Origin of the sequence: Allobosea sp. (assembly GCF_017308075.1) — a bacterium.
GTDB lineage: Bacteria > Pseudomonadota > Alphaproteobacteria > Rhizobiales > Beijerinckiaceae > Allobosea.
Genome location: NZ_JAFKFX010000026.1, coordinates 148,045 through 165,926, shown reverse-complemented (window position 1 = coordinate 165,926; position 17,882 = coordinate 148,045). Strand labels below are relative to the sequence as shown.

The 17,882-nt window shown below is 68.1% G+C and carries 15 protein-coding genes; 3 read left to right on the top strand and 12 right to left on the bottom strand.

What is annotated here, in order from left to right; genetic code table 11:
* Positions 1-146 precede the first annotated feature (146 nt).
* Positions 147-941, top strand: coding sequence for a glutamine amidotransferase (locus tag J0J10_RS07620; protein WP_291645943.1), 795 nt, complete (start codon positions 147-149; stop codon positions 939-941).
* Positions 938-2,176: an NAD(P)/FAD-dependent oxidoreductase gene (locus J0J10_RS07615; protein ID WP_291645942.1), complete on the top strand. Its 1,239-nt coding sequence runs from the start codon at positions 938-940 to the stop codon at positions 2,174-2,176. Before J0J10_RS07620 ends, J0J10_RS07615 begins: the two co-directional genes overlap by 4 nt.
* Positions 2,177-2,275: 99 nt before the next feature.
* Here the strand turns inward: J0J10_RS07615 and J0J10_RS07610 are convergent, their stop codons facing one another.
* The 6 genes from J0J10_RS07610 to J0J10_RS27020 all read right to left on the bottom strand — a co-directional run bounded on the left by J0J10_RS07610 (position 2,276) and on the right by J0J10_RS27020 (position 8,885).
* Positions 2,276-3,061 carry a succinate dehydrogenase iron-sulfur subunit gene (locus J0J10_RS07610; protein ID WP_066479300.1) on the bottom strand — a complete coding sequence of 262 codons (786 nt, stop codon included), beginning with the start codon at positions 3,059-3,061 and terminating at the stop codon, positions 2,276-2,278.
* Positions 3,062-3,075: 14 nt separating this feature from the next.
* On the bottom strand, positions 3,076-4,908 hold the full coding sequence (gene sdhA / locus J0J10_RS07605) for a succinate dehydrogenase flavoprotein subunit (protein WP_291642417.1): 1,833 nt from the start codon (positions 4,906-4,908) through the stop codon (positions 3,076-3,078).
* A gap of 3 nt (positions 4,909-4,911) precedes the next feature.
* Entirely contained in the window at positions 4,912-5,304 is a 393-nt protein-coding gene (gene sdhD / locus J0J10_RS07600) for a succinate dehydrogenase, hydrophobic membrane anchor protein (RefSeq protein WP_291642414.1), read from the bottom strand.
* 10 nt (positions 5,305-5,314) lie between these two features.
* Positions 5,315-5,710 (bottom strand): succinate dehydrogenase, cytochrome b556 subunit, encoded by a 396-nt coding sequence (sdhC, locus tag J0J10_RS07595; protein ID WP_291642412.1) that lies wholly within the window; start codon positions 5,708-5,710, stop codon positions 5,315-5,317.
* 253 nt (positions 5,711-5,963) lie between these two features.
* Positions 5,964-7,025, bottom strand: coding sequence for a MaoC family dehydratase (locus J0J10_RS07590; RefSeq protein ID WP_291645941.1), 1,062 nt, complete (start codon positions 7,023-7,025; stop codon positions 5,964-5,966).
* Between the two features lie 147 nt (positions 7,026-7,172).
* The gene (locus tag J0J10_RS27020; RefSeq protein ID WP_366825067.1) at positions 7,173-8,885 is read right to left on the bottom strand and encodes a serine/threonine dehydratase; all 1,713 of its coding nucleotides are present in this window, start codon (positions 8,883-8,885) and stop codon (positions 7,173-7,175) included.
* Between the two features lie 84 nt (positions 8,886-8,969).
* Between J0J10_RS27020 and J0J10_RS07575 the strand changes: the two genes are divergently transcribed.
* A complete protein-coding gene (locus tag J0J10_RS07575) occupies positions 8,970-9,839 on the top strand; it encodes an HpcH/HpaI aldolase/citrate lyase family protein (RefSeq protein WP_291645940.1) in 870 nt (289 codons plus the stop codon).
* A gap of 193 nt (positions 9,840-10,032) precedes the next feature.
* On the opposite strand, the gene J0J10_RS07570 is transcribed toward J0J10_RS07575, so the two are convergent.
* From J0J10_RS07570 to J0J10_RS07545, 6 genes are all read right to left on the bottom strand, one after another.
* Entirely contained in the window at positions 10,033-10,446 is a 414-nt protein-coding gene (locus J0J10_RS07570; protein WP_291642407.1) for a F0F1 ATP synthase subunit epsilon, read from the bottom strand.
* Positions 10,447-10,597: 151 nt separating this feature from the next.
* Positions 10,598-12,076 carry a F0F1 ATP synthase subunit beta gene (gene atpD / locus J0J10_RS07565; protein ID WP_291645939.1) on the bottom strand — a complete coding sequence of 493 codons (1,479 nt, stop codon included), beginning with the start codon at positions 12,074-12,076 and terminating at the stop codon, positions 10,598-10,600.
* A 70-nt stretch (positions 12,077-12,146) separates the two neighbouring features.
* Positions 12,147-13,016 (bottom strand): F0F1 ATP synthase subunit gamma, encoded by an 870-nt coding sequence (locus J0J10_RS07560; RefSeq protein WP_291645938.1) that lies wholly within the window; start codon positions 13,014-13,016, stop codon positions 12,147-12,149.
* 131 nt (positions 13,017-13,147) lie between these two features.
* Complete coding sequence (atpA, locus tag J0J10_RS07555) at positions 13,148-14,680, bottom strand: F0F1 ATP synthase subunit alpha (RefSeq protein ID WP_291645937.1); 1,533 nt, start codon at positions 14,678-14,680, stop codon at positions 13,148-13,150.
* Positions 14,680-15,252: a F0F1 ATP synthase subunit delta gene (locus J0J10_RS07550; protein WP_291645936.1), complete on the bottom strand. Its 573-nt coding sequence runs from the start codon at positions 15,250-15,252 to the stop codon at positions 14,680-14,682. Before J0J10_RS07550 ends, atpA begins: the two co-directional genes overlap by 1 nt.
* 441 nt (positions 15,253-15,693) lie before the next feature.
* Positions 15,694-17,880, bottom strand: a complete 2,187-nt coding sequence (locus J0J10_RS07545) for a primosomal protein N' (RefSeq protein ID WP_291645935.1) — start codon at positions 17,878-17,880, stop codon at positions 15,694-15,696.
* Positions 17,881-17,882: the final 2 nt, after the last annotated feature.

The window sequence follows — 17,882 nt, the reverse complement described above, 5'->3', positions numbered from 1 at the left end:
CGGCGTCAGATTGCATTGCGCATGCTCCCTGTGCGACGGCGCCATGGCCGCCATGTCGCTTGCCCCCTTGCCGCTGCCGGCCCGAAGCCGCATTCTCCCCCGCATCTGGCCATGCCGAGAGTTCGGGGACGCGACCGACCGCCGCGATGAACGACCAGTCCTTTCGCCTCCCGCCCCGGCACCGGCTGCGAACGCGCCTCGACGACCTGCCTGCCACCCGGAAACCCGTCCTGATCGTCCTCCATCAGGAGAACTCGACCGCAGGCCGGGTCGGTCGGTTGCTGGTCGAGCGTGGCCATGCCCTCGACATCCGCAAGCCGCGCTACGGCGACCCACTGCCCGCGACGATGCGCGACCATGCCGGCGCGGTGATCTTCGGCGGCCCGATGAGCGCCAATGATCCCGACGATTTCGTCAAGGCGGAGATCGACTGGATCGGGACCTGCCTGAAGGAAAACGCCGCCTTTCTCGGCATCTGCCTGGGTGCCCAGATGCTGACCCGTCATCTCGGCGGCACGGTCTACGCTCATCCGCAGGGCCGGGCCGAGGTCGGCTATTACCGGCTCGACCAGACCGAAATTGGCAGGAGCCATGCGGACTCCGCCGGCTTCGCCTGGCCCGGAACAGTCTATCAATGGCATCGCGAAGGCTTCGATTGCCCGCCCGGGGCCGAATGCCTGGCGACCGGATCCGATTTCCCGGTGCAGGCGATCCGCGCCGGGGAGAGGGCCTATGGCATCCAGTTCCACCCCGAGGTGACGCCCGCCATGATGTGCCGCTGGTCCGTTCGCGGCCATGAGCGCACGCTGATGCCGGGCGCGCAACTGCGCCAGCAGCATCTCGACGGCTGGTACCAATACGACCCGGCCGTCCGCGGCTGGCTCGACGCCTTCCTCGACCATTGGCTGAAACAGCCGGAAACCGCCGAGCCATCGACATGAGCCGCAGCATCCTCGTCCTCGGCGCCGGCATTGTCGGCGTCTCCTGCGCGCTCGCCCTGCAGCAGCGCGGCTTCGCCGTGACGCTGCTCGACCGGCGCGAGCCCGGCCGCGAGACCTCCTATGGCAATGCCGGGGTGATCGGCCGCTCCTCGCTGGTGCCGCTCAACAATCCCGGGCTCTACGCCAAGCTGCCGGGCTATCTCGGCAACCGCCATCCCGCCCTGCATCTCGACTGGCGCCGCGCGCTGACCAGCCCGGGCTGGATGCTACGCTTTCTTTGGGAAGCCCGGCCTTCGCAGGCCGTGGCCCGGATCGCGGCGATGGACGGGCTGACCGCGACGGCGGTCACGCTGCACCGCGCCCTGATGCAGCAGGCCGGCATCAGCCATCGCCTGCGCGAGACCGGCACGCTCAAGCTCTGGCGTAGCGAGGCGGGGCTCGCGGCGGCCCGGGCCGAACAGGCCCTGCTGCAGGCCCATGGCATCGCATCCGAGATCCTCGACCGGCAGGGCATCTCCGCCCTTGAGCCATCCCTGAGACCGATCTTCCCGACCGGACTGTTCATCGCGGCCAATGGCTCGGTCGACTCGCCCGGCGCCGTCACCGCCGGCTACGCCGCCCTGTTCGTCGCCCGCGGCGGCACGCTCGTTCAGGACGAAGTCACCGCACTTCGCCGGGAGGGCACGCTCTGGCGGGTTCAGACTGCGCAGCGCCTGCACGAAGCCGGCGACGTCGTCGTCGCGCTCGGCCCCTGGAGCGCCGATCTGCTGCGCCCGCTCGGCCTCGACCCCAAGCTCGATGTCGAGCGCGGCTATCACCGCCATTTCGCGGCGAGCGACGGCGCCCGTCTGAGCCGGCCGGTCTATGACGTCGACGCGGCCTATTTCATGACGCCGATGGAAGAGGGCTACCGCGTCACCAGCGGCGTCGACCTCAGCCGGCGCGACGCGCCCGACCAGTTGCGCCAGATCGAAAGCGTCACGCAGAGCGCGCGCGAAGCCTTCCCGCTCGGCGCGGTCCGCGGCAAGACTTGGCGCGGAGCCCGGCCGACCCTGCCGGATTCGCTGCCGATGATCGGCGCCGCGCCCGAGCATCAGGGCCTCTGGCTCGCCTTCGGCAACCAGCATCTCGGCTTCTCGACCGGCCCGATGACCGGCGAACTGCTCGCGGCGCTGCTCAATGGCGAAACGCCACCGATCGACCCGAAGCCCTATGCGCCGGGGCGGTATCTCTGAGGCGGCCTCCACGCCTCATTGCTGCCGCGCGGATCACGCCAACAAAAAACGCCAGCCCGGGGGCTGGCGTTGATCGAGAACCGGAAGCGCTGGCCGCCTTCAGACCTGGCGCGCCACCATCATCTTCTTGACCTCGGCGATCGCCTTGGCGGGGTTCAGCCCCTTCGGGCAAGCATTGGCGCAGTTCATGATGGTGTGGCAGCGATAGAGCCGGAACGGATCCTCGAGATCGTCGAGGCGCTCGCCGGTAGCCTCGTCGCGCGAGTCGATCAGCCAGCGATAGGCCTGCAGCAGCGCCGCCGGGCCGAGATAGCGATCGCCATTCCACCAATAGCTCGGGCAGGAGGTCGAGCAGCAGGCGCAGAGAATGCACTCATAAAGCCCATCGAGCTTCTCCCGATCATCCTTGGCCTGCGACCATTCCTTCTCCGGCGCCGGCGTCGTCGTCTTGAGCCAGGGCTCGATCGAGGCGTGCTGGGCGTAGAAGCGGGTGAGGTCGGGGACGAGATCCTTGACCACGGGCATGTGCGGCAGCGGGTAGATCGCGACCTTGCCCTTGGACCCGCACTCGTCGATGCCGGTGGTGCAGGCGAGCCCGTTCTTGCCGTCCATGTTCATGGCGCAGGAACCGCAGATGCCCTCGCGGCAGGAGCGCCGGAAGGTCAGCGTCGGGTCGACCTTGTTCTTGATCCAGATCAGCGCGTCGAGAACCATCGGCCCGCAATCCTCGCGGTCGACATAATAGGTGTCGGTGCGCGGATTGGCGGTATCGTCGGGATTCCAGCGATAGACCTTGAACTCGGTGACCTTCTTGGCGCCGGCCGGCTTCGGCCAGGCCTTGCCCTCGGTCAGGCGGGAGTTCTGAGGAAGATTAAATTCAGCCATCTGTCAGATCGTCCTCAATACACCCGCGCCTTGGGCTTGATGTACTCGATGTCGTTGGACAGCGTGTAGGTGTGCACCGGACGGTCGTCGAGCGTGACGGTGCGCTTCTCGTCGTCGATCCAGGCGAGCGTGTGCTTCATCCAGTCCTTGTCGTCGCGGTTCGGATAGTCCTCGCGCGCATGAGCGCCGCGGCTTTCCGGACGGTTCAGCGCCGAATCCATGGTCACCACGGCCTGGGTGATCAGGTTCTCGAACTCCAGCGTCTCGATCAGGTCCGAGTTCCAGATCAGCGAGCGGTCGGTCACGGCGATGTCGGTGATGCCGCCCCAGACCTCGTGGATCAGCTTGTGGCCCTCTTCCAGCGTCTCGCCGGTGCGGTAGACCGCGCAGTTGTTCTGCATGGTCCGCTGCATGCGGTCGCGCAGATCGGCCGTCGAGGTTCCGCCCTTGGCATTGCGGTACTTGTCGAGGCGCGACAGCGAGAGATCGGCTGCGTTCTTCTGCAGCTCCGGCTGCTTCTCGCCGGCCTTGACCGTCTCGGCGCAGCGCAGCCCGGCGGCACGGCCGAAGACGACGAGGTCGATCAGCGAGTTCGAGCCGAGGCGATTGGCGCCGTGGACGGAGACGCAGGCCGCCTCGCCGATCGCCATCAGGCCCGGCACCACCGCATCGGGATCGCCGCCGACCTTGGTCAGCACCTCGCCGTGGAAGTTCGTCGGGATGCCGCCCATGTTGTAGTGCACCGTCGGCAGCACCGGGATCGGCTCGCGGGTGACGTCGACGCCGGCGAAGATCTTGGCGCTTTCCGAGATGCCCGGCAGGCGCTCGTGCAGGATCTTCGGGTCGAGATGGTCGAGATGCAGGTAGATGTGGTCCTTGTTCTTGCCGACGCCGCGCCCGCCACGGATTTCCATGGTCATCGAGCGTGAGACGACGTCGCGCGAGGCGAGGTCCTTGGCCGAGGGGGCATAGCGCTCCATGAAGCGCTCGCCCTCGGAATTGGTGAGGTAGCCGCCCTCGCCGCGCGCGCCTTCGGTGATCAGGCAGCCCGAACCATAGATGCCGGTCGGGTGGAACTGCACGAACTCCATGTCCTGCAGCGGCAGGCCGGCGCGCAGCACCATGCCGCCGCCGTCGCCGGTGCAGGTATGGGCCGAGGTCGCCGAGAAATAGGCGCGACCATAGCCGCCGGTCGCCAGGATGGTCTGCTGCGAGCGGAAGCGGTGCAGCGTGCCGTCGTCGAGCTTGAGCGCGATCACGCCGCGGCAATGGCCGTCATCGTCCATGATCAGGTCGATGGCGAAATACTCGATGAAGAACTCGGTATTGTAGCGCAGCGCCTGGCCATAGAGCGTGTGCAGCATGGCGTGGCCGGTACGGTCGGCGGCGGCGCAGGTGCGCTGGGCCGGCGGGCCTTCGCCGAATTCGGTGGTCATGCCGCCGAAGGGACGCTGGTAGATCTTGCCGCTCTCGGTGCGCGAGAAGGGCACACCCCAGTGCTCGAGCTCATAGACCGCGGCCGGGGCGTTGCGGACGAGATATTCGATCGCATCCTGGTCACCGAGCCAGTCCGACCCCTTGACGGTGTCGTACATGTGCCACTGCCAGGTGTCCTTGCCCATATTGCCGAGCGAGGCGGCGACGCCGCCCTGGGCCGCGACGGTGTGCGAGCGCGTCGGGAAGACCTTGCTGATGCAGGCGGTGCGCAGGCCGGCCTGCGAGCAGCCGACGGTGGCACGCAGGCCCGCGCCGCCGGCGCCAACGACGACAACGTCGAAGCTGTGATCGGTGATCGGATAGGCTTGGCCGGTATAGGCCGGCCGCGCGGGGCCACGGGTGATCGCCATGGGTCAGCCTCCGAACGACAGCTTGAGCAATGCGAAGGCGCAGGCGGCGCCGACCGCGATCGCGAAGAAGGTGTTGGCCATCACGGCCAGGATCTTCAGGCCCTCGCTGTGGATATAGTCTTCGATGATGACCTGCATGCCGAGGCGCATATGCACCGCTCCCGAGATCACGAAGAGCAGCATCAGGATCGCCACCAGCGGGTTGGCCAGCGTCGCGACGGCGGCCGCATAAGGCTTGCCGATCAGCGAGATCACGACACAGAGGAAGGCCAGCGTCAGCAGGACGTTGGCGACGGCGGTGACACGCTGCAGCCAGAAATGTCCGGTGCCGGACTTGGCTGAGCCGAGGCCGCGGACGCGGGCGAGCGGGGTGCGCATCGACGAGTTTGAGAGCATCGGCGTTTCCTCAGCGCAGGGCGTAGGCGGCGATCCAGACCAGCAAGGTCAGGACGCCGGAGACCAGGCCGCTGAACTTGGCGAGGTTCATCCGGGTCTGCGGATCATAGCCATGGCCCATGTCCCAGACGAAATGGCGCAGCCCGCCGACCATGTGGTGGAGCAGCACGAAGGTGTAGCCGAACAGCACGAGGCGGCCGAGCACCGAGCCGGCGATCGCCTGCGCAGTATCATAGGCGGCAGGGCCGGACGCCGCGGCGACGAGCCAGAAGGCGACCAGCAAGGTGCCGCCATAAAGCGCCGCTCCAGTGGCGCGATGGGCGACCGACATCGCCATCGTCCAGGACCAGCGGTAGATCTGCAGATGCGGCGAAAGCGGGCGCGCCGCCGGTTTGACCTCGGCCAAGTTGAACTCTCCCGAACCTTCAAGCTCGCCAATGAACGATCGCTTGGTATCGTTCTAGAGTGAATGGCTCTCTAACGAAACCCGACCTCTGCTGCAATGCGAGAGCGTCAAGGCTCGGTTACAGAAACGCAATCCTGTAACTTTAGCTCGCCGGATCCCGCTCTTGCAAGCCGCCATGCGAAAGCCGGCCCGCCTGCTGCCTTCAGGCTCCGAACCGGGAGGATATGCGGTTCGGACCGCGCCTGGCAGGCTTTCAGCGCGGCAGCAGCGCCCAATAGTCGAAATCGAGGATGACGCCCTCGGCATATTGGTCGCCCAGTTTCAACGGGTGCTCGTTGCAGGGCAGGTTCTTGGCCGCGACGAGCCGCAGGCGCAGCGCCCCGACATCCTCCCGTCCCGGCAGCTCGGCCGCCTCGAGCACCTCGCTCCAGGCATAGACCGTGTCGCCGGCGAAGAGCGGCGCGACATGCCGGCCGGCATTGATCGCCGCGACATGGAAGGCATTGCCGAGCCCGTTGAAGGACAGGGCTCGCGCCAGGCTGATGACATGGCCGCCATAGATCAGGCGCTTGCCGAAACGGGTTTCGCGCGCGCCATAGCCGTCGAAATGCACCTTGGCGGTGTTCTGGTAGAGCCGCGTCGCGATCTGATGCTCCGCTTCCTCGACGGTCATGCCGTCGACATGGTCGATGCGCTCGCCCGCCCGGTAGTCGCCCCAGCGGAAGGGCGAGCCGGCGAGCCCGTCATCATAGCCGGCGAGCGCGAGCGCCGGGCAGCTCTCACCCAGGGCGTCCGGAAGCACTGCCTTGGGCAGCTCGGGAACGAGTTCGAACGCCGCCGGCGTACCGGGGCTGCGCTTGCGCACCAGCACCCAGCGGGCATAGCTCAGCACGATCTCGCCATGCTGGTTGCGGCCGATCGAGCGGACATAGACGATGCCGGCCTCGCCACCCGAGGTCTGTTTCAGCCCGATGACCTCCGAGGTCGCCGAGAGCGTATCGCCCGGATAGACCGGCCTCAGGAAGCGGCCATCGGCATAGCCGAGATTGGCGACGGCGTTGATCGAGATATCCGGAACGGTCTTGCCGAAGACGATATGGAAGACCAGGAGATCGTCGACAGGCGCGGCAGGGTAGCCGATCGCCTTGGCCAGCGCGTCCGAGGACTGCACCGCGAAGCGTGCCCCGTAGAGCGCCGTGTAGAGCGCGACATCGCCGCTCGTCACCGTGCGCGGCGTCGCATGCACGATCGTCTCGCCCAGGCGAAAATCCTCGAAGAAGCGGCCGGGGCTGGTCTTGGGGGCGATCTCGGACATGACGGGCTCTCGTTGCGGAAACGCGATTGTGCGCTGCAACGGGGGCGCAGGTAAAGCCGGCAGCGGGTAGGATCGCGACAGCCCGGCCGAAGCGCGCCGAAGAGCCCTCCGGCCGCCGCTTCGGCGCATTGGCGATGCGAGAGCCGCCTACCCCGCCACCGTCTGCAGACGGGCGAGATCGACATTGGCACCGCAGACGAGGACGCCGACCCGCTCGCCCGGCCCCGGCTTATAGGCGCCGTGGAGCAGCGCCGCGAGCGCCGCAGCCCCACCAGGCTCGACCGCGAGGCGGAAATCGCGCCAGAGCGCGCCTTGCGCCTCGCCGATCGCGCTGTCGGGCACGAGCACGACATGATCGACCGTGTCCTTGCAGACATCGTAGACGAGCTGACCGACATTGCGCGCGCCCAGCGAATCCGCCGCGACGGAGGCGACCTGCACGGTCACCGGCGCCTTGGCCTCCAGCGCCGCCTGCAACGCCCGCGAGCCTTCCGGTTCGACGCCGACGACCTTGACCCTGCTGCCTGCGAACCAGGAGGCGATGCCGGAGATCAGCCCGCCACCGCCGACCGCGACGAGCACCGTGTCGAGATCCGGCTCCTGGCTCTGCCATTCCTTCCCGAGCGTGCCCTGGCCGGCCATCGTCTCAGGGGCGGCGAAGGGATGGATCTTGAGCGCGCCCGTTTCGGCGACGAACTGGTCGCAGGCCGCCTGGGCGTCATCATATTGCGCGCCGCCGATGCGGACATCGGCGCCGAAGCGCCGGATCGCCTCGACCTTCGCGGCCGGCGAGATCTCCGGCACGAAGATCGTCGCCCTGACCCCGCGCTTGCCGGCGGCATAGGCGACGGCCGCGCCGTGATTCCCGCCCGACGCCGCCGCCACCCCGGCAGCCGGGACATCGAGCGAGAGCAGATTGTTGAAGGCACCGCGCGTCTTGAACGAGCCGGCATGCTGCAGGCATTCGAGCTTGAGCGAGACATCGGCGCGCGATCCGAAGGCGCCGGTTCCGAGCCGCATCACCGGCGTGGTGCGGGCATGGCCGGCGATGCGTTCGGCCGCGGCTTCGATCATCGGGCGCGGAACGGGCTGGTCAGACATGGCGATATCCTGCGAAGCGGGCCGATCCGGCGCGAAGCTCCAGATCGCGATGGGAAGACCGTGGCTATCGCGTCCCGGCCGATCCGGAAAGGGTCTCCCACGCCCGGCCGCAATGTGCCGGGCGACGATCAGGGCCGCGAGTGCGTCGAGCACGTCATCGGCTGCGGCACCGCGAGGTGGCGCGGCGGCCAGCACCTCTTCGGCGAGGCCGGCGGCCCGCAGCAGCGCCCGCCGCTCCGCCATGCCTTCGGGATTGACGACGCCCTTGATCTTTTTGGGGTGCTGCAGGGGCGCGCCCCGCAAGGTGCGGAAGGCGAGCTCCGGATGCACCTCGAAGATTGCCCCGCGCCAGGCGGGCTCCGCCCGCAGGAAACCGTCGATCTCGCGGATCTTCGGGAAGAGGTGGAAGCCCTGCCGCGACACTTTGCGCGGCGGCGACGAGGTCGCGAGCGCGGCGCTGCAAGCTTCCCGATAAGTGTCGGCATAGACCGCGGCCCGCGAGGGAATCGCGAAGACCGAGGATTGCCGCGCCCCGAGCAGGCTGCGTACGGCCTGCTCCGGCCCGCGGCCGGCCCGCTCGATATGGTCCGGCAGGCCGATCGGCATGTCGACCGCGACCAGGCTGCCCGGCGGCAAGCTGCGGATCAGGCCACTCCAGCTGCGCTCGACCCGCAGGGTCGGGGCCTTGGTTGTCGAAACGTCACAGGAAGCTGCGATCCAACCGGCCTTGCAGCCATCCACGCCCACGATCCAGCCCATTCTCGAATTCTCCCGCCCGGGGGTGACGTCGCCATTGCGCAGCGTTTAGTGTGCGCTGCAATAAGAACCGTGAGGAGTGTCGCCATGACCGAAATCCGTCCGCGCCGCAGCGTGCTCTATATGCCCGGCTCCAATGCCCGCGCGCTCGAAAAGGCGCGCGAGATCGCGGCCGACGCCCTGATCCTCGATCTCGAGGACGCGGTCGCGCCAGAGGCCAAGGACCTCGCCCGCACCCAGGTCTGCGACGCCGTCAAGGCCGGCGGCTATGGCCGACGGGAACTGGTGATCCGCACCAACGGGCTCGACACTCCCTGGTTCGATGCCGATCTGGCCGCCGCCACGGAAGCCGCGCCCGACGCGATCCTGATCCCGAAAGTCGCTTCCCCGGAGACGCTGGTCGAGATCGGCCAGCGTCTGGTCGGGCTCTGGGCCAAGCCGGAGACGCAGATTTGGGCGATGATCGAGACCCCGCTCGCCATCCTCGACTGTGAGCGCATTGCCCGCGCCGCGCGCGATCCCTCGACCCGGCTCGCCTGTTTCGTTCTCGGCACCAACGACCTCGCCAAGGAGACACGCGCGCGTTTCGTGCCCGGCCGGGCGCCGATGCTGCCCTGGCTCACCACGGCCATCCTGGCGGCGCGCGCCCATGGGCTCGACGTGATCGACGGAGTCTACAACGACCTCAAGAACGAGGCCGGCTTCCTGGCCGAGTGCGAGCAGGGCCGCGATCTCGGCTTCGACGGCAAGACGCTGATCCATCCCAATCAGGTCGGGGCCGCCAATACCGTTTTCGCCCCTGAAACTGCCGAGCTCGAGCGCGCCCGCGCGATCATCGCCGCCTTTGAGCAACCCGAGAACGCCGACAAGGGCGCGATCCAGCTCGATGGCCGCATGGTCGAGCGCCTGCATGCCGAGATGGCGCGCCGTGTCGTCGCGCTCGCCGAGGCGATCTGAGCCGCGCTGTTCGGATCGATTTCGCTCGGGATCGCCTGCCAGGAGGGCCGCGGCGCCTTCACGCCTCAGGCGGGGGGCTGCGGCTCTGTTGGCAGGCCCATCACGAAGGCACGCTCGTGATGCGGTCCGGCGTCACAATAAAAAAGGCCGGGAGCAAGCTCCCAGCCTCTCAATTCCGTCGATCGGCTCCGCGTCAGGCGGCCTTGCGATCCTCAAAGACGCCGCGGAACTCGCGCAGCTGCACCAGCTGCTCCGCAAGGCGCTTCTGCTCGGCCTCGTCCTGCGAGCCGGCGAGACGGGTCTCGGCGGTCACGATTTCCTGGTCGAGCACAGAAAGGTTGACGTCCTCGATGAAGCGAGCCTGCTCCGCGAGAATGGTCAGGCTCTCGGCATTGACCTCGGCGATGCCGCCGGAAACGTAGAATTCCTTGCCGTTGTTGGCATCGGTCTGGAGCATCACGATGCCGGGCTTCAGCACCGCCACCAGCGGGGCGTGACCGGCCAGGATCGTCATCTCGCCCTCGACCGAGGGGACGATGACGCTGACGACCTCGCCCGAGAACAGGATGCGCTCCGGCGAGACGAGTTCGAACTTGAAGGTGGCCATCGTACAATCTCTCCAGGCTCGTCATGGTCGGGCTTGACCCGACCATCTCTGAAACCAGTGTCTTCTCGTCCAGAGATTCTCGGGCCAGGCCCGAGAATGACGCGTGTCACGTCTCCCGGCCGGCAGGGCCGGCCGGATTGGCCCGTGAAACTTACGCCGCTTCGGCGGCCAGGCGCTGCGCCTTCTCGATCGCCTCGTCGATCGAGCCGACCATGTAGAAGGCCGCTTCCGGCAGGTGGTCGTACTTGCCCTCGACCAGACCCTTGAAGCTCTTGATCGTGTCCTCGAGCGCGACGAGCTTGCCCGGCGAGCCGGTGAAGACTTCGGCGACGTGGAAGGGCTGCGACAGGAAGCGCTCGATCTTGCGGGCGCGGGCGACCGCCGTCTTGTCCTCTTCCGAGAGCTCGTCCATGCCGAGGATCGCGATGATGTCCTGCAGCGCCTTGTAGCGCTGGAGGATCTGCTGGACCTGGCGGGCCACCGCATAGTGCTCCTCGCCGACGATGGCGGGCGAGAGCATGCGCGAGGTCGAGTCGAGCGGGTCGACCGCCGGGTAGATGCCCTTTTCCGCGATCGAGCGCGAAAGCACGGTCGTGGCGTCCAGATGGGCGAAGGAGGTCGCCGGGGCGGGGTCGGTCAGGTCGTCCGCCGGCACGTAGATCGCCTGCACCGAGGTGATCGAGCCCTTGGTCGTGGTGGTGATGCGCTCCTGCAGCGCGCCCATGTCGGTGGCGAGCGTCGGCTGATAGCCCACCGCCGAGGGGATGCGGCCGAGCAGCGCCGACACTTCCGAACCCGCCTGGGTGAAGCGGAAGATGTTGTCGACAAAGAACAGCACGTCCTGGCCCTGGTCGCGGAAGTGCTCGGCGACGGTCAGGCCGGTCAGGGCGACGCGGGCGCGGGCGCCCGGCGGTTCGTTCATCTGGCCATAGACGAGGGCGCACTTGGAGCCGGCCGCCGAGCCGCCGTTCTCCTTCGGGTCCTTGTTGACGTTCGACTCGATCATCTCGTGATAGAGGTCGTTGCCCTCGCGGGTACGCTCGCCGACGCCGGCGAACACCGAGTAGCCGCCGTGGGCCTTCGCGACGTTGTTGATCAGCTCCATGATCAGCACGGTCTTGCCGACGCCGGCGCCGCCGAACAGGCCGATCTTGCCGCCCTTGGCGTAGGGAGCCAGGAGGTCGACGACCTTGATGCCGGTGACGAGGATCTGCGCCTCGGTCGACTGCTCGGAATAGCTCGGGGCCGGCTGGTGGATGCCGCGCGAGGTCGCGGCACCGATCGGGCCGGCCTCGTCGACCGGCTCGCCGATCACGTTCATGATGCGGCCCAGGCACTCGTCGCCGACCGGCACCGAGATCGGGGCGCCGGTGTCAGTGACGGACTGGCCGCGCACCAGACCTTCGGTCGAGTCCATGGCGATGGTGCGCACGGTGTTCTCGCCGAGATGCTGCGCCACCTCGAGGACCAGGCGGTTGCCGAGATTGTCGGTCTCGAGCGCGTTCAGGATCTCCGGCAGGGCGCCGTCGAACTGCACGTCGACGACAGCGCCGATGACCTGCGCGACGCGGCCGGTACCGGTGTTGGCGGGCTTCTCGGCGGACTTGGTCTTGGTTGCGGCTTTGGCCATGGTTTTAAAACCTCGGATTCGCGTTCAGCGTGTCGGTGGCCGGCGCGCCGGCCTAATGTTCAGGCGGCGATTAGAGCGCTTCCGCGCCGGAGATGATCTCGATGAGTTCCTTGGTGATCATCGCCTGACGCGAGCGGTTGTAGATCTGCGTCTGCTTCTTGATCATCTCGCCCGCATTGCGGGTGGCGGAGTCCATCGCGGACATGCGGGCGCCCTGTTCGGAGGCGGCGTTCTCGAGCAGCGCCCGCAGCACCTGGACCGTCAGGTTGCGCGGCAGCAGCGTCTCGAGGATCTCGCCTTCCTCGGGCTCGTAATCATAGACCGCTTCGGTGGTCGCGGTGCCGGCCGGGATCTCGGCCGGAATGATGCGCTGGGCCGTCGGGATCTGCGAGATCACCGATTTGAACTTCGAGAAGAAGATCGTCGCGACGTCGAACTCGCCGGCGGCGAAGCGCGTCAGGATGTTCTGGGTGATCGCCTCGGCATTGGCGAAGCCGACCTGCTTGAACTCGCGCAGGTCGACGACCTGGATGATGTCGTTCTCGAACAGCCGCTTCAGGGCGTCATAGCCCTTCTTGCCGACGCAGAGGATCTTGACCGTCTTGCCCTCGGCCTTGAGCGCCTGCGCCTTGTCGCGCGCCAGGCGGGCGATCGATGAGTTGAAGGCGCCGCACAGGCCGCGCTCGGCGGTGAAGACCACGAGCAGGTGGACCTTGTCCGAGCCGGTGCCGGAGATCAGGCGCGGCGCGCTGTCGCCGGAGATGCCGCCGGCGAGATTGGCCAGCACCTTCTCCATGCGCTCGGCATAGGGACGAGCGGCTTCGGCCGCCATCTGGGCGCGGCGCAGCTTCGCCGCCGCGACCATCTGCATGGCCTTGGTGATCTTCTGCGTCGCCTTCACCGAGGCGATCCGGTTACGCAGGTCCTTCAATGAAGGCATGTTTAGCTCTCACCCCGTCATGACCGCGCGCGGCCAATCCCGTCTCGATCCGCAGCGGCCGCGATCTTCGCGACCAGCCGTGTCCTTGACCCTCATGGCCGGGCATTCGCCCGGCCAGGCGCTTGCACGCCTCAGGCGAACGTCTTGGCGAAGCCCGAGACGATGTCCTTCAGCTTCGCGGCGTTCGCGTCCGAAAGATCCTTCGTCGAGCCGATCTCGTTCAGCAGGTCGGCATGCTTGGCACGGACCAGCGAGAGCAGGCCGTCCTCGAAGGCGCGGACCTTGTTGACCGGCAGCGGGTCGAGATAGCCGTTGACGCCGGCATAGATCACGACCGTCTGCTCTTCCATCTTCAGCGGCGAGAACTGGCCCTGCTTCAGGAGCTCGGTCAGGCGGGCGCCGCGGTTGAGCAGGCGCTGCGTGACCGCGTCGAGGTCCGAGCCGAACTGGGCGAAGGCCGCCATCTCGCGATACTGGGCGAGCTCGCCCTTGATCTTGCCCGCGACCTTCTTGGTCGCCTTGGTCTGCGCGGCCGAGCCGACGCGCGACACCGAGAGGCCGACGTTCACCGCCGGGCGGATGCCCTGGTAGAACAGGTCGGTCTCGAGGAAGATCTGCCCGTCGGTGATCGAGATCACGTTGGTCGGGATATAGGCCGAGACGTCGTTGGCCTGGGTCTCGATGACCGGCAGCGCCGTCAGCGAGCCCTTGCCGGCGGCGTCGCCCATCTTGGCGGCGCGCTCGAGCAGGCGGGAGTGGAGATAGAACACGTCGCCCGGATAGGCCTCGCGGCCCGGCGGACGGCGCAGCAGCAGCGACATCTGGCGATAGGCGACGGCCTGCTTGGAGAGGTCGTCATAGATGATCACGGCGTGCATGCCGTTGTCGCGGAAATACTCGCCCATGGCGCAGCCGGCGAAGGGCGCCAGGAACTGCATCGGGGCGGCGTCCGAGGCGGTCGCGGCGACGACGATCGAGTACTCCAGCGCGCCGCGCTCTTCGAGCACCTTCACGAACTGGGCGACGGTGGAGCGCTTCTGGCCGACGGCGACGTAGACGCAGTACAGCTTCTGCTGCTCGTCAGCGCCTTCGACGTTGAGCGACTTCTGGTTCAGGATCGTGTCGAGCGCCACGGCGGTCTTGCCGGTCTGGCGGTCGCCGATGATCAGCTCGCGCTGGCCGCGGCCGATCGGGATCAGGGCGTCGATCGCCTTGAGGCCGGTCGCCATCGGCTCGTGCACCGACTTGCGCGGAATGATGCCGGGCGCCTTGACGTCGACGCGGGCGCGGGTCTTGGCCTTGATCGGGCCCTTGCCGTCGATCGGGTTGCCGAGCGCGTCGACGACGCGGCCGAGCAGCTCCTTGCCGACCGGCACGTCGACGATGGCGCCGGTGCGCTTGACGGTCTGGCCTTCCTTGATCTCGCGGTCGGAACCGAAGATCACGACGCCGACATTGTCGCTCTCGAGGTTGAGGGCCATGCCGCGCACGCCGGACTCGAACTCGACCATCTCGCCGGCCTGGACCTTGTCGAGGCCGTAGACGCGGGCGATGCCGTCGCCGACGGAGAGAACCTGACCGACTTCGGTGACGGACGCCTCGGACCCGAAATTGCTGATCTGGGTCTTCAGGATCGCGGAGATTTCAGCGGCGCGGATGTCCATCAGCCGACCTCTTTCATGGCAAGACGAATTGAATTGAGTTTGGTTTTCAGGGACGCATCGACCATGCGCGAGCCCATCTTGACGACGAGTCCGCCGATGATGGCCGGGTCGATCTTCACGGAAAGCGCGACATCCTGGCCAGCGACGTCCTTGAGAGTCGCGGTGATGTCCTTGAGCTGGGCGGCGGAGGGCTCCTCGGCCAGCGTCACCTCGGCGCTGACGATGCCCTTGGCCTCGGCGACCTTGGCGCGGTAGGCGCGGATCATGCCCGGCAGCGCGAACAGACGGCGCTTGCTGGCGACGAGGCCGATGAAATTGGCGGCGAGACCCGCGATCCCGGCCTTGGCGAGCAGCGCGTTGACGGCCGCGACCTGATCCTGGGCGGAGAAGGCCGGGCTGCCGATCAGCCGCCGCAGATCGGCGCTCTCGGCGATCATCGCGCTGAAGGAATCGAGATCGGTGGCGACGGCATCGACCGTCTTGGCCTCAGTGGCCAGCTCGAACAGAGCCGTGGCATAGCGCCCGGCAACACCCGAGACAGGGGACTGTTCCTGCGATCCGCCCTGGGCCACGCTTCGCTCTCTCTTCCAAGGGACCGCCCCGGCGACCTTCTGACGAAGGTGGAGTGCATGGTCCCGACGCTGCGATGATCAAGCGCACGCCCGCCCGTTGCCAGGGCGCGCCGCGCTTGGATTGCGGCGGTGCACTAGCATGGGGATCGGGGGGCCGCAACCCGACGGAACGGGGTAGCGCACGCTTTGGATGCGGTCAAAGGAAGCGCCCCATGCGCCAACCGCGCGACAAGGCCGGCGACTCGGCCCGCAGCCACGCTCGATGCAGGCTCCAACCGGCCGGTCCGGTGCTCGGACTCTGGAGGCGACATGGCGCCTTTCGGCAAGGCCGATCGCGGTCCGGCACATTTTCGCACGAGGCGGCCGCCGGCTCGCGCGAAGACAATTCTACATGACAGGGGCGCAGGGCGTTTTCGCGTTTCGGCGAAACTCGGAGATTCGCTAGAGAAAGCTCTGCGGATCGACATCGACCGCCACCCTGACCGAGCCCTTCGGCCGCGGCGCCCGCTTCAGCCAGGCCCGCAGATAGCCCTGCAGATCGATCTCCCGTGAGGTGCGCACGATCAGCCGCATGCGGTGGCGCCCACGCAGGATGGCGAGCGGTGCCTCGGCCGGCCCCAGGACGGCGACGCCGGCCGGCGCCTCGGCGCAGCGGGCCAGCGCCCTTGCATGGGTCTCGGCCTCGGCCTGCGCATTGGCCGAGACGATCAGTGCCGCGAGGCGCCCGAAGGGCGGCAGCCCGGCCGCCTCGCGCGCCGCCGTCTCTGCGGCGTAGAAGCGTTCGGGATCGCCGGAGACCAGCGCCTTCAGGACGGGGTGAGCGGGATCATGGGTCTGCAGCAATGCGCGCCCCGGCTTCTCGCCGCGCCCGGCCCGGCCGGTGACCTGCCGCAGCGCCTGGAAAGTGCGCTCGGCGGCGCGCGGATCGCCCGAGGTCAGGCCGAGATCGGCATCGACCACGCCGACCAGCGTCATGCCCGGGAAATTATGGCCCTTGGCGACGAGCTGGGTGCCGATGACGATGTCGAACTCGCCTTCGGCGACTGCCATCAGCTCCTGCTTCAGACGTTCGGTCCCGCCCGGGAAATCGCTCGACAGCACGATCGCCCGCGCCTGCGGGAACAGGGTCGCGACCTCCTCGGCAAGGCGCTCGACACCGGGGCCGCAGGCGGCCAGCGTCTCCGGCTTGTGGCAGGAAGGGCATTCATGCGGCCGGCGCTCGACATGGCCGCAATGATGGCAGACCAGAGCGCGGCGGAAACGATGGTCGACCAGCCAGGCCGAGCAGTTCGGGCACTGGAAACGATGGCCGCAGTCGCGGCAGAGCGTCAGCGGCGCATAGCCGCGCCGGTTGAGGAAGAGCAGAGACTGCTCCTTCGCCTCGAGATTGGCCTCGACCGCCTTGATCAGCGCGCCGGAGATCCAGCGCCCGCGCTCGGGCTTGTCGCGGCGCAGGTCGACCAGGCCGAGCGTCGGTAGATGCCTCCCACCGAAGCGCTCCGGCAGCTTGAGGTGGAGATAGCGCCCGCGCTCGGCATTGACCCGCGTCTCCAGCGAGGGCGTCGCCGAGGCCAGCACCACCGGAGCGCTCTCGATCTTGCCGCGCACCACCGCCATGTCACGGGCGTGATAGGCGACGCCGTCCTCCTGCTTGTAGGCGGCTTCGTGCTCCTCGTCGACGATGATCAGGCCAAGGTCGCGATAGGGCAGGAACAGCGCCGAGCGTGCGCCGGCGACGACCAGCGCCTCGCCCTCGGCGATCGCCGCCTGCAGCCGCTCGCGGCGGCGCCCGCTCACCGCCGAATGCCAGAGCCCCGGCCGGACGCCGAAACGCGCCTCGAACCGGTCGATGAACTGCGCCGTCAGCGCGATCTCGGGCATCAGGATCAGGCTCTGGCGCCCGAGCCGGATCGCCTCGGCGACTGCCTCGAAATAGACCTCGGTCTTGCCGGAGCCGGTGACGCCCTCGAGCAGCGCGACGCTGTAGGCCTGGCTGCGCACGGCGGCGACGAGACGCTCCGCCACCTCCTGCTGGCCCTCGGAGAGCGCCGGCCTCGCATGGTCCGGATCGGGCCTCGCGGCGATCGCCTGCTGGGGCAGTGCCTCGACGCAGAAGGTACCGGCATCGACCAGCGAATCGATCACCGCGGCACTGACCGCGGCCGCCTCGGCCAGCGCCGACTTGCCGACCAGCAATCCGCCTTCGGCCGCGGCGATGGCGCGGGCGCGGGCCGGCGTCATCCGGGCCGGCGGCGGGCCGACGAGCCGCACACCGAGCTTGGGGCGCTCGGGCCGGCCGTCCGGCGGCCGGCGCAGGGCGAGTGCCAGCACCGAGCCCTTGGCGGCGAGCGTGTACCAGGCGACCCAGTCGACCAGTTTCATCAGCGCCGGATCGAGCGGCGGCAGGTCGAGCTTGGCCGCGACCTTCTTGAGGTTGCCGCCGCGGCCCGAGCCGCGTTCCCAGACCACGCCGATCGTCTCGCGCGGCCCGAGCGGCACCTGAACGACGTCGCCCGGCGCGAGCGCGAGCCCGGCCGGGACGGCGTAGCTGTAAGCCTGGTCGAGACCGAGCGGGATCAGCACCTCGACCGTGCCGCCGCCCTGCCCCTCGTCGAGCGCATCGTCCATGC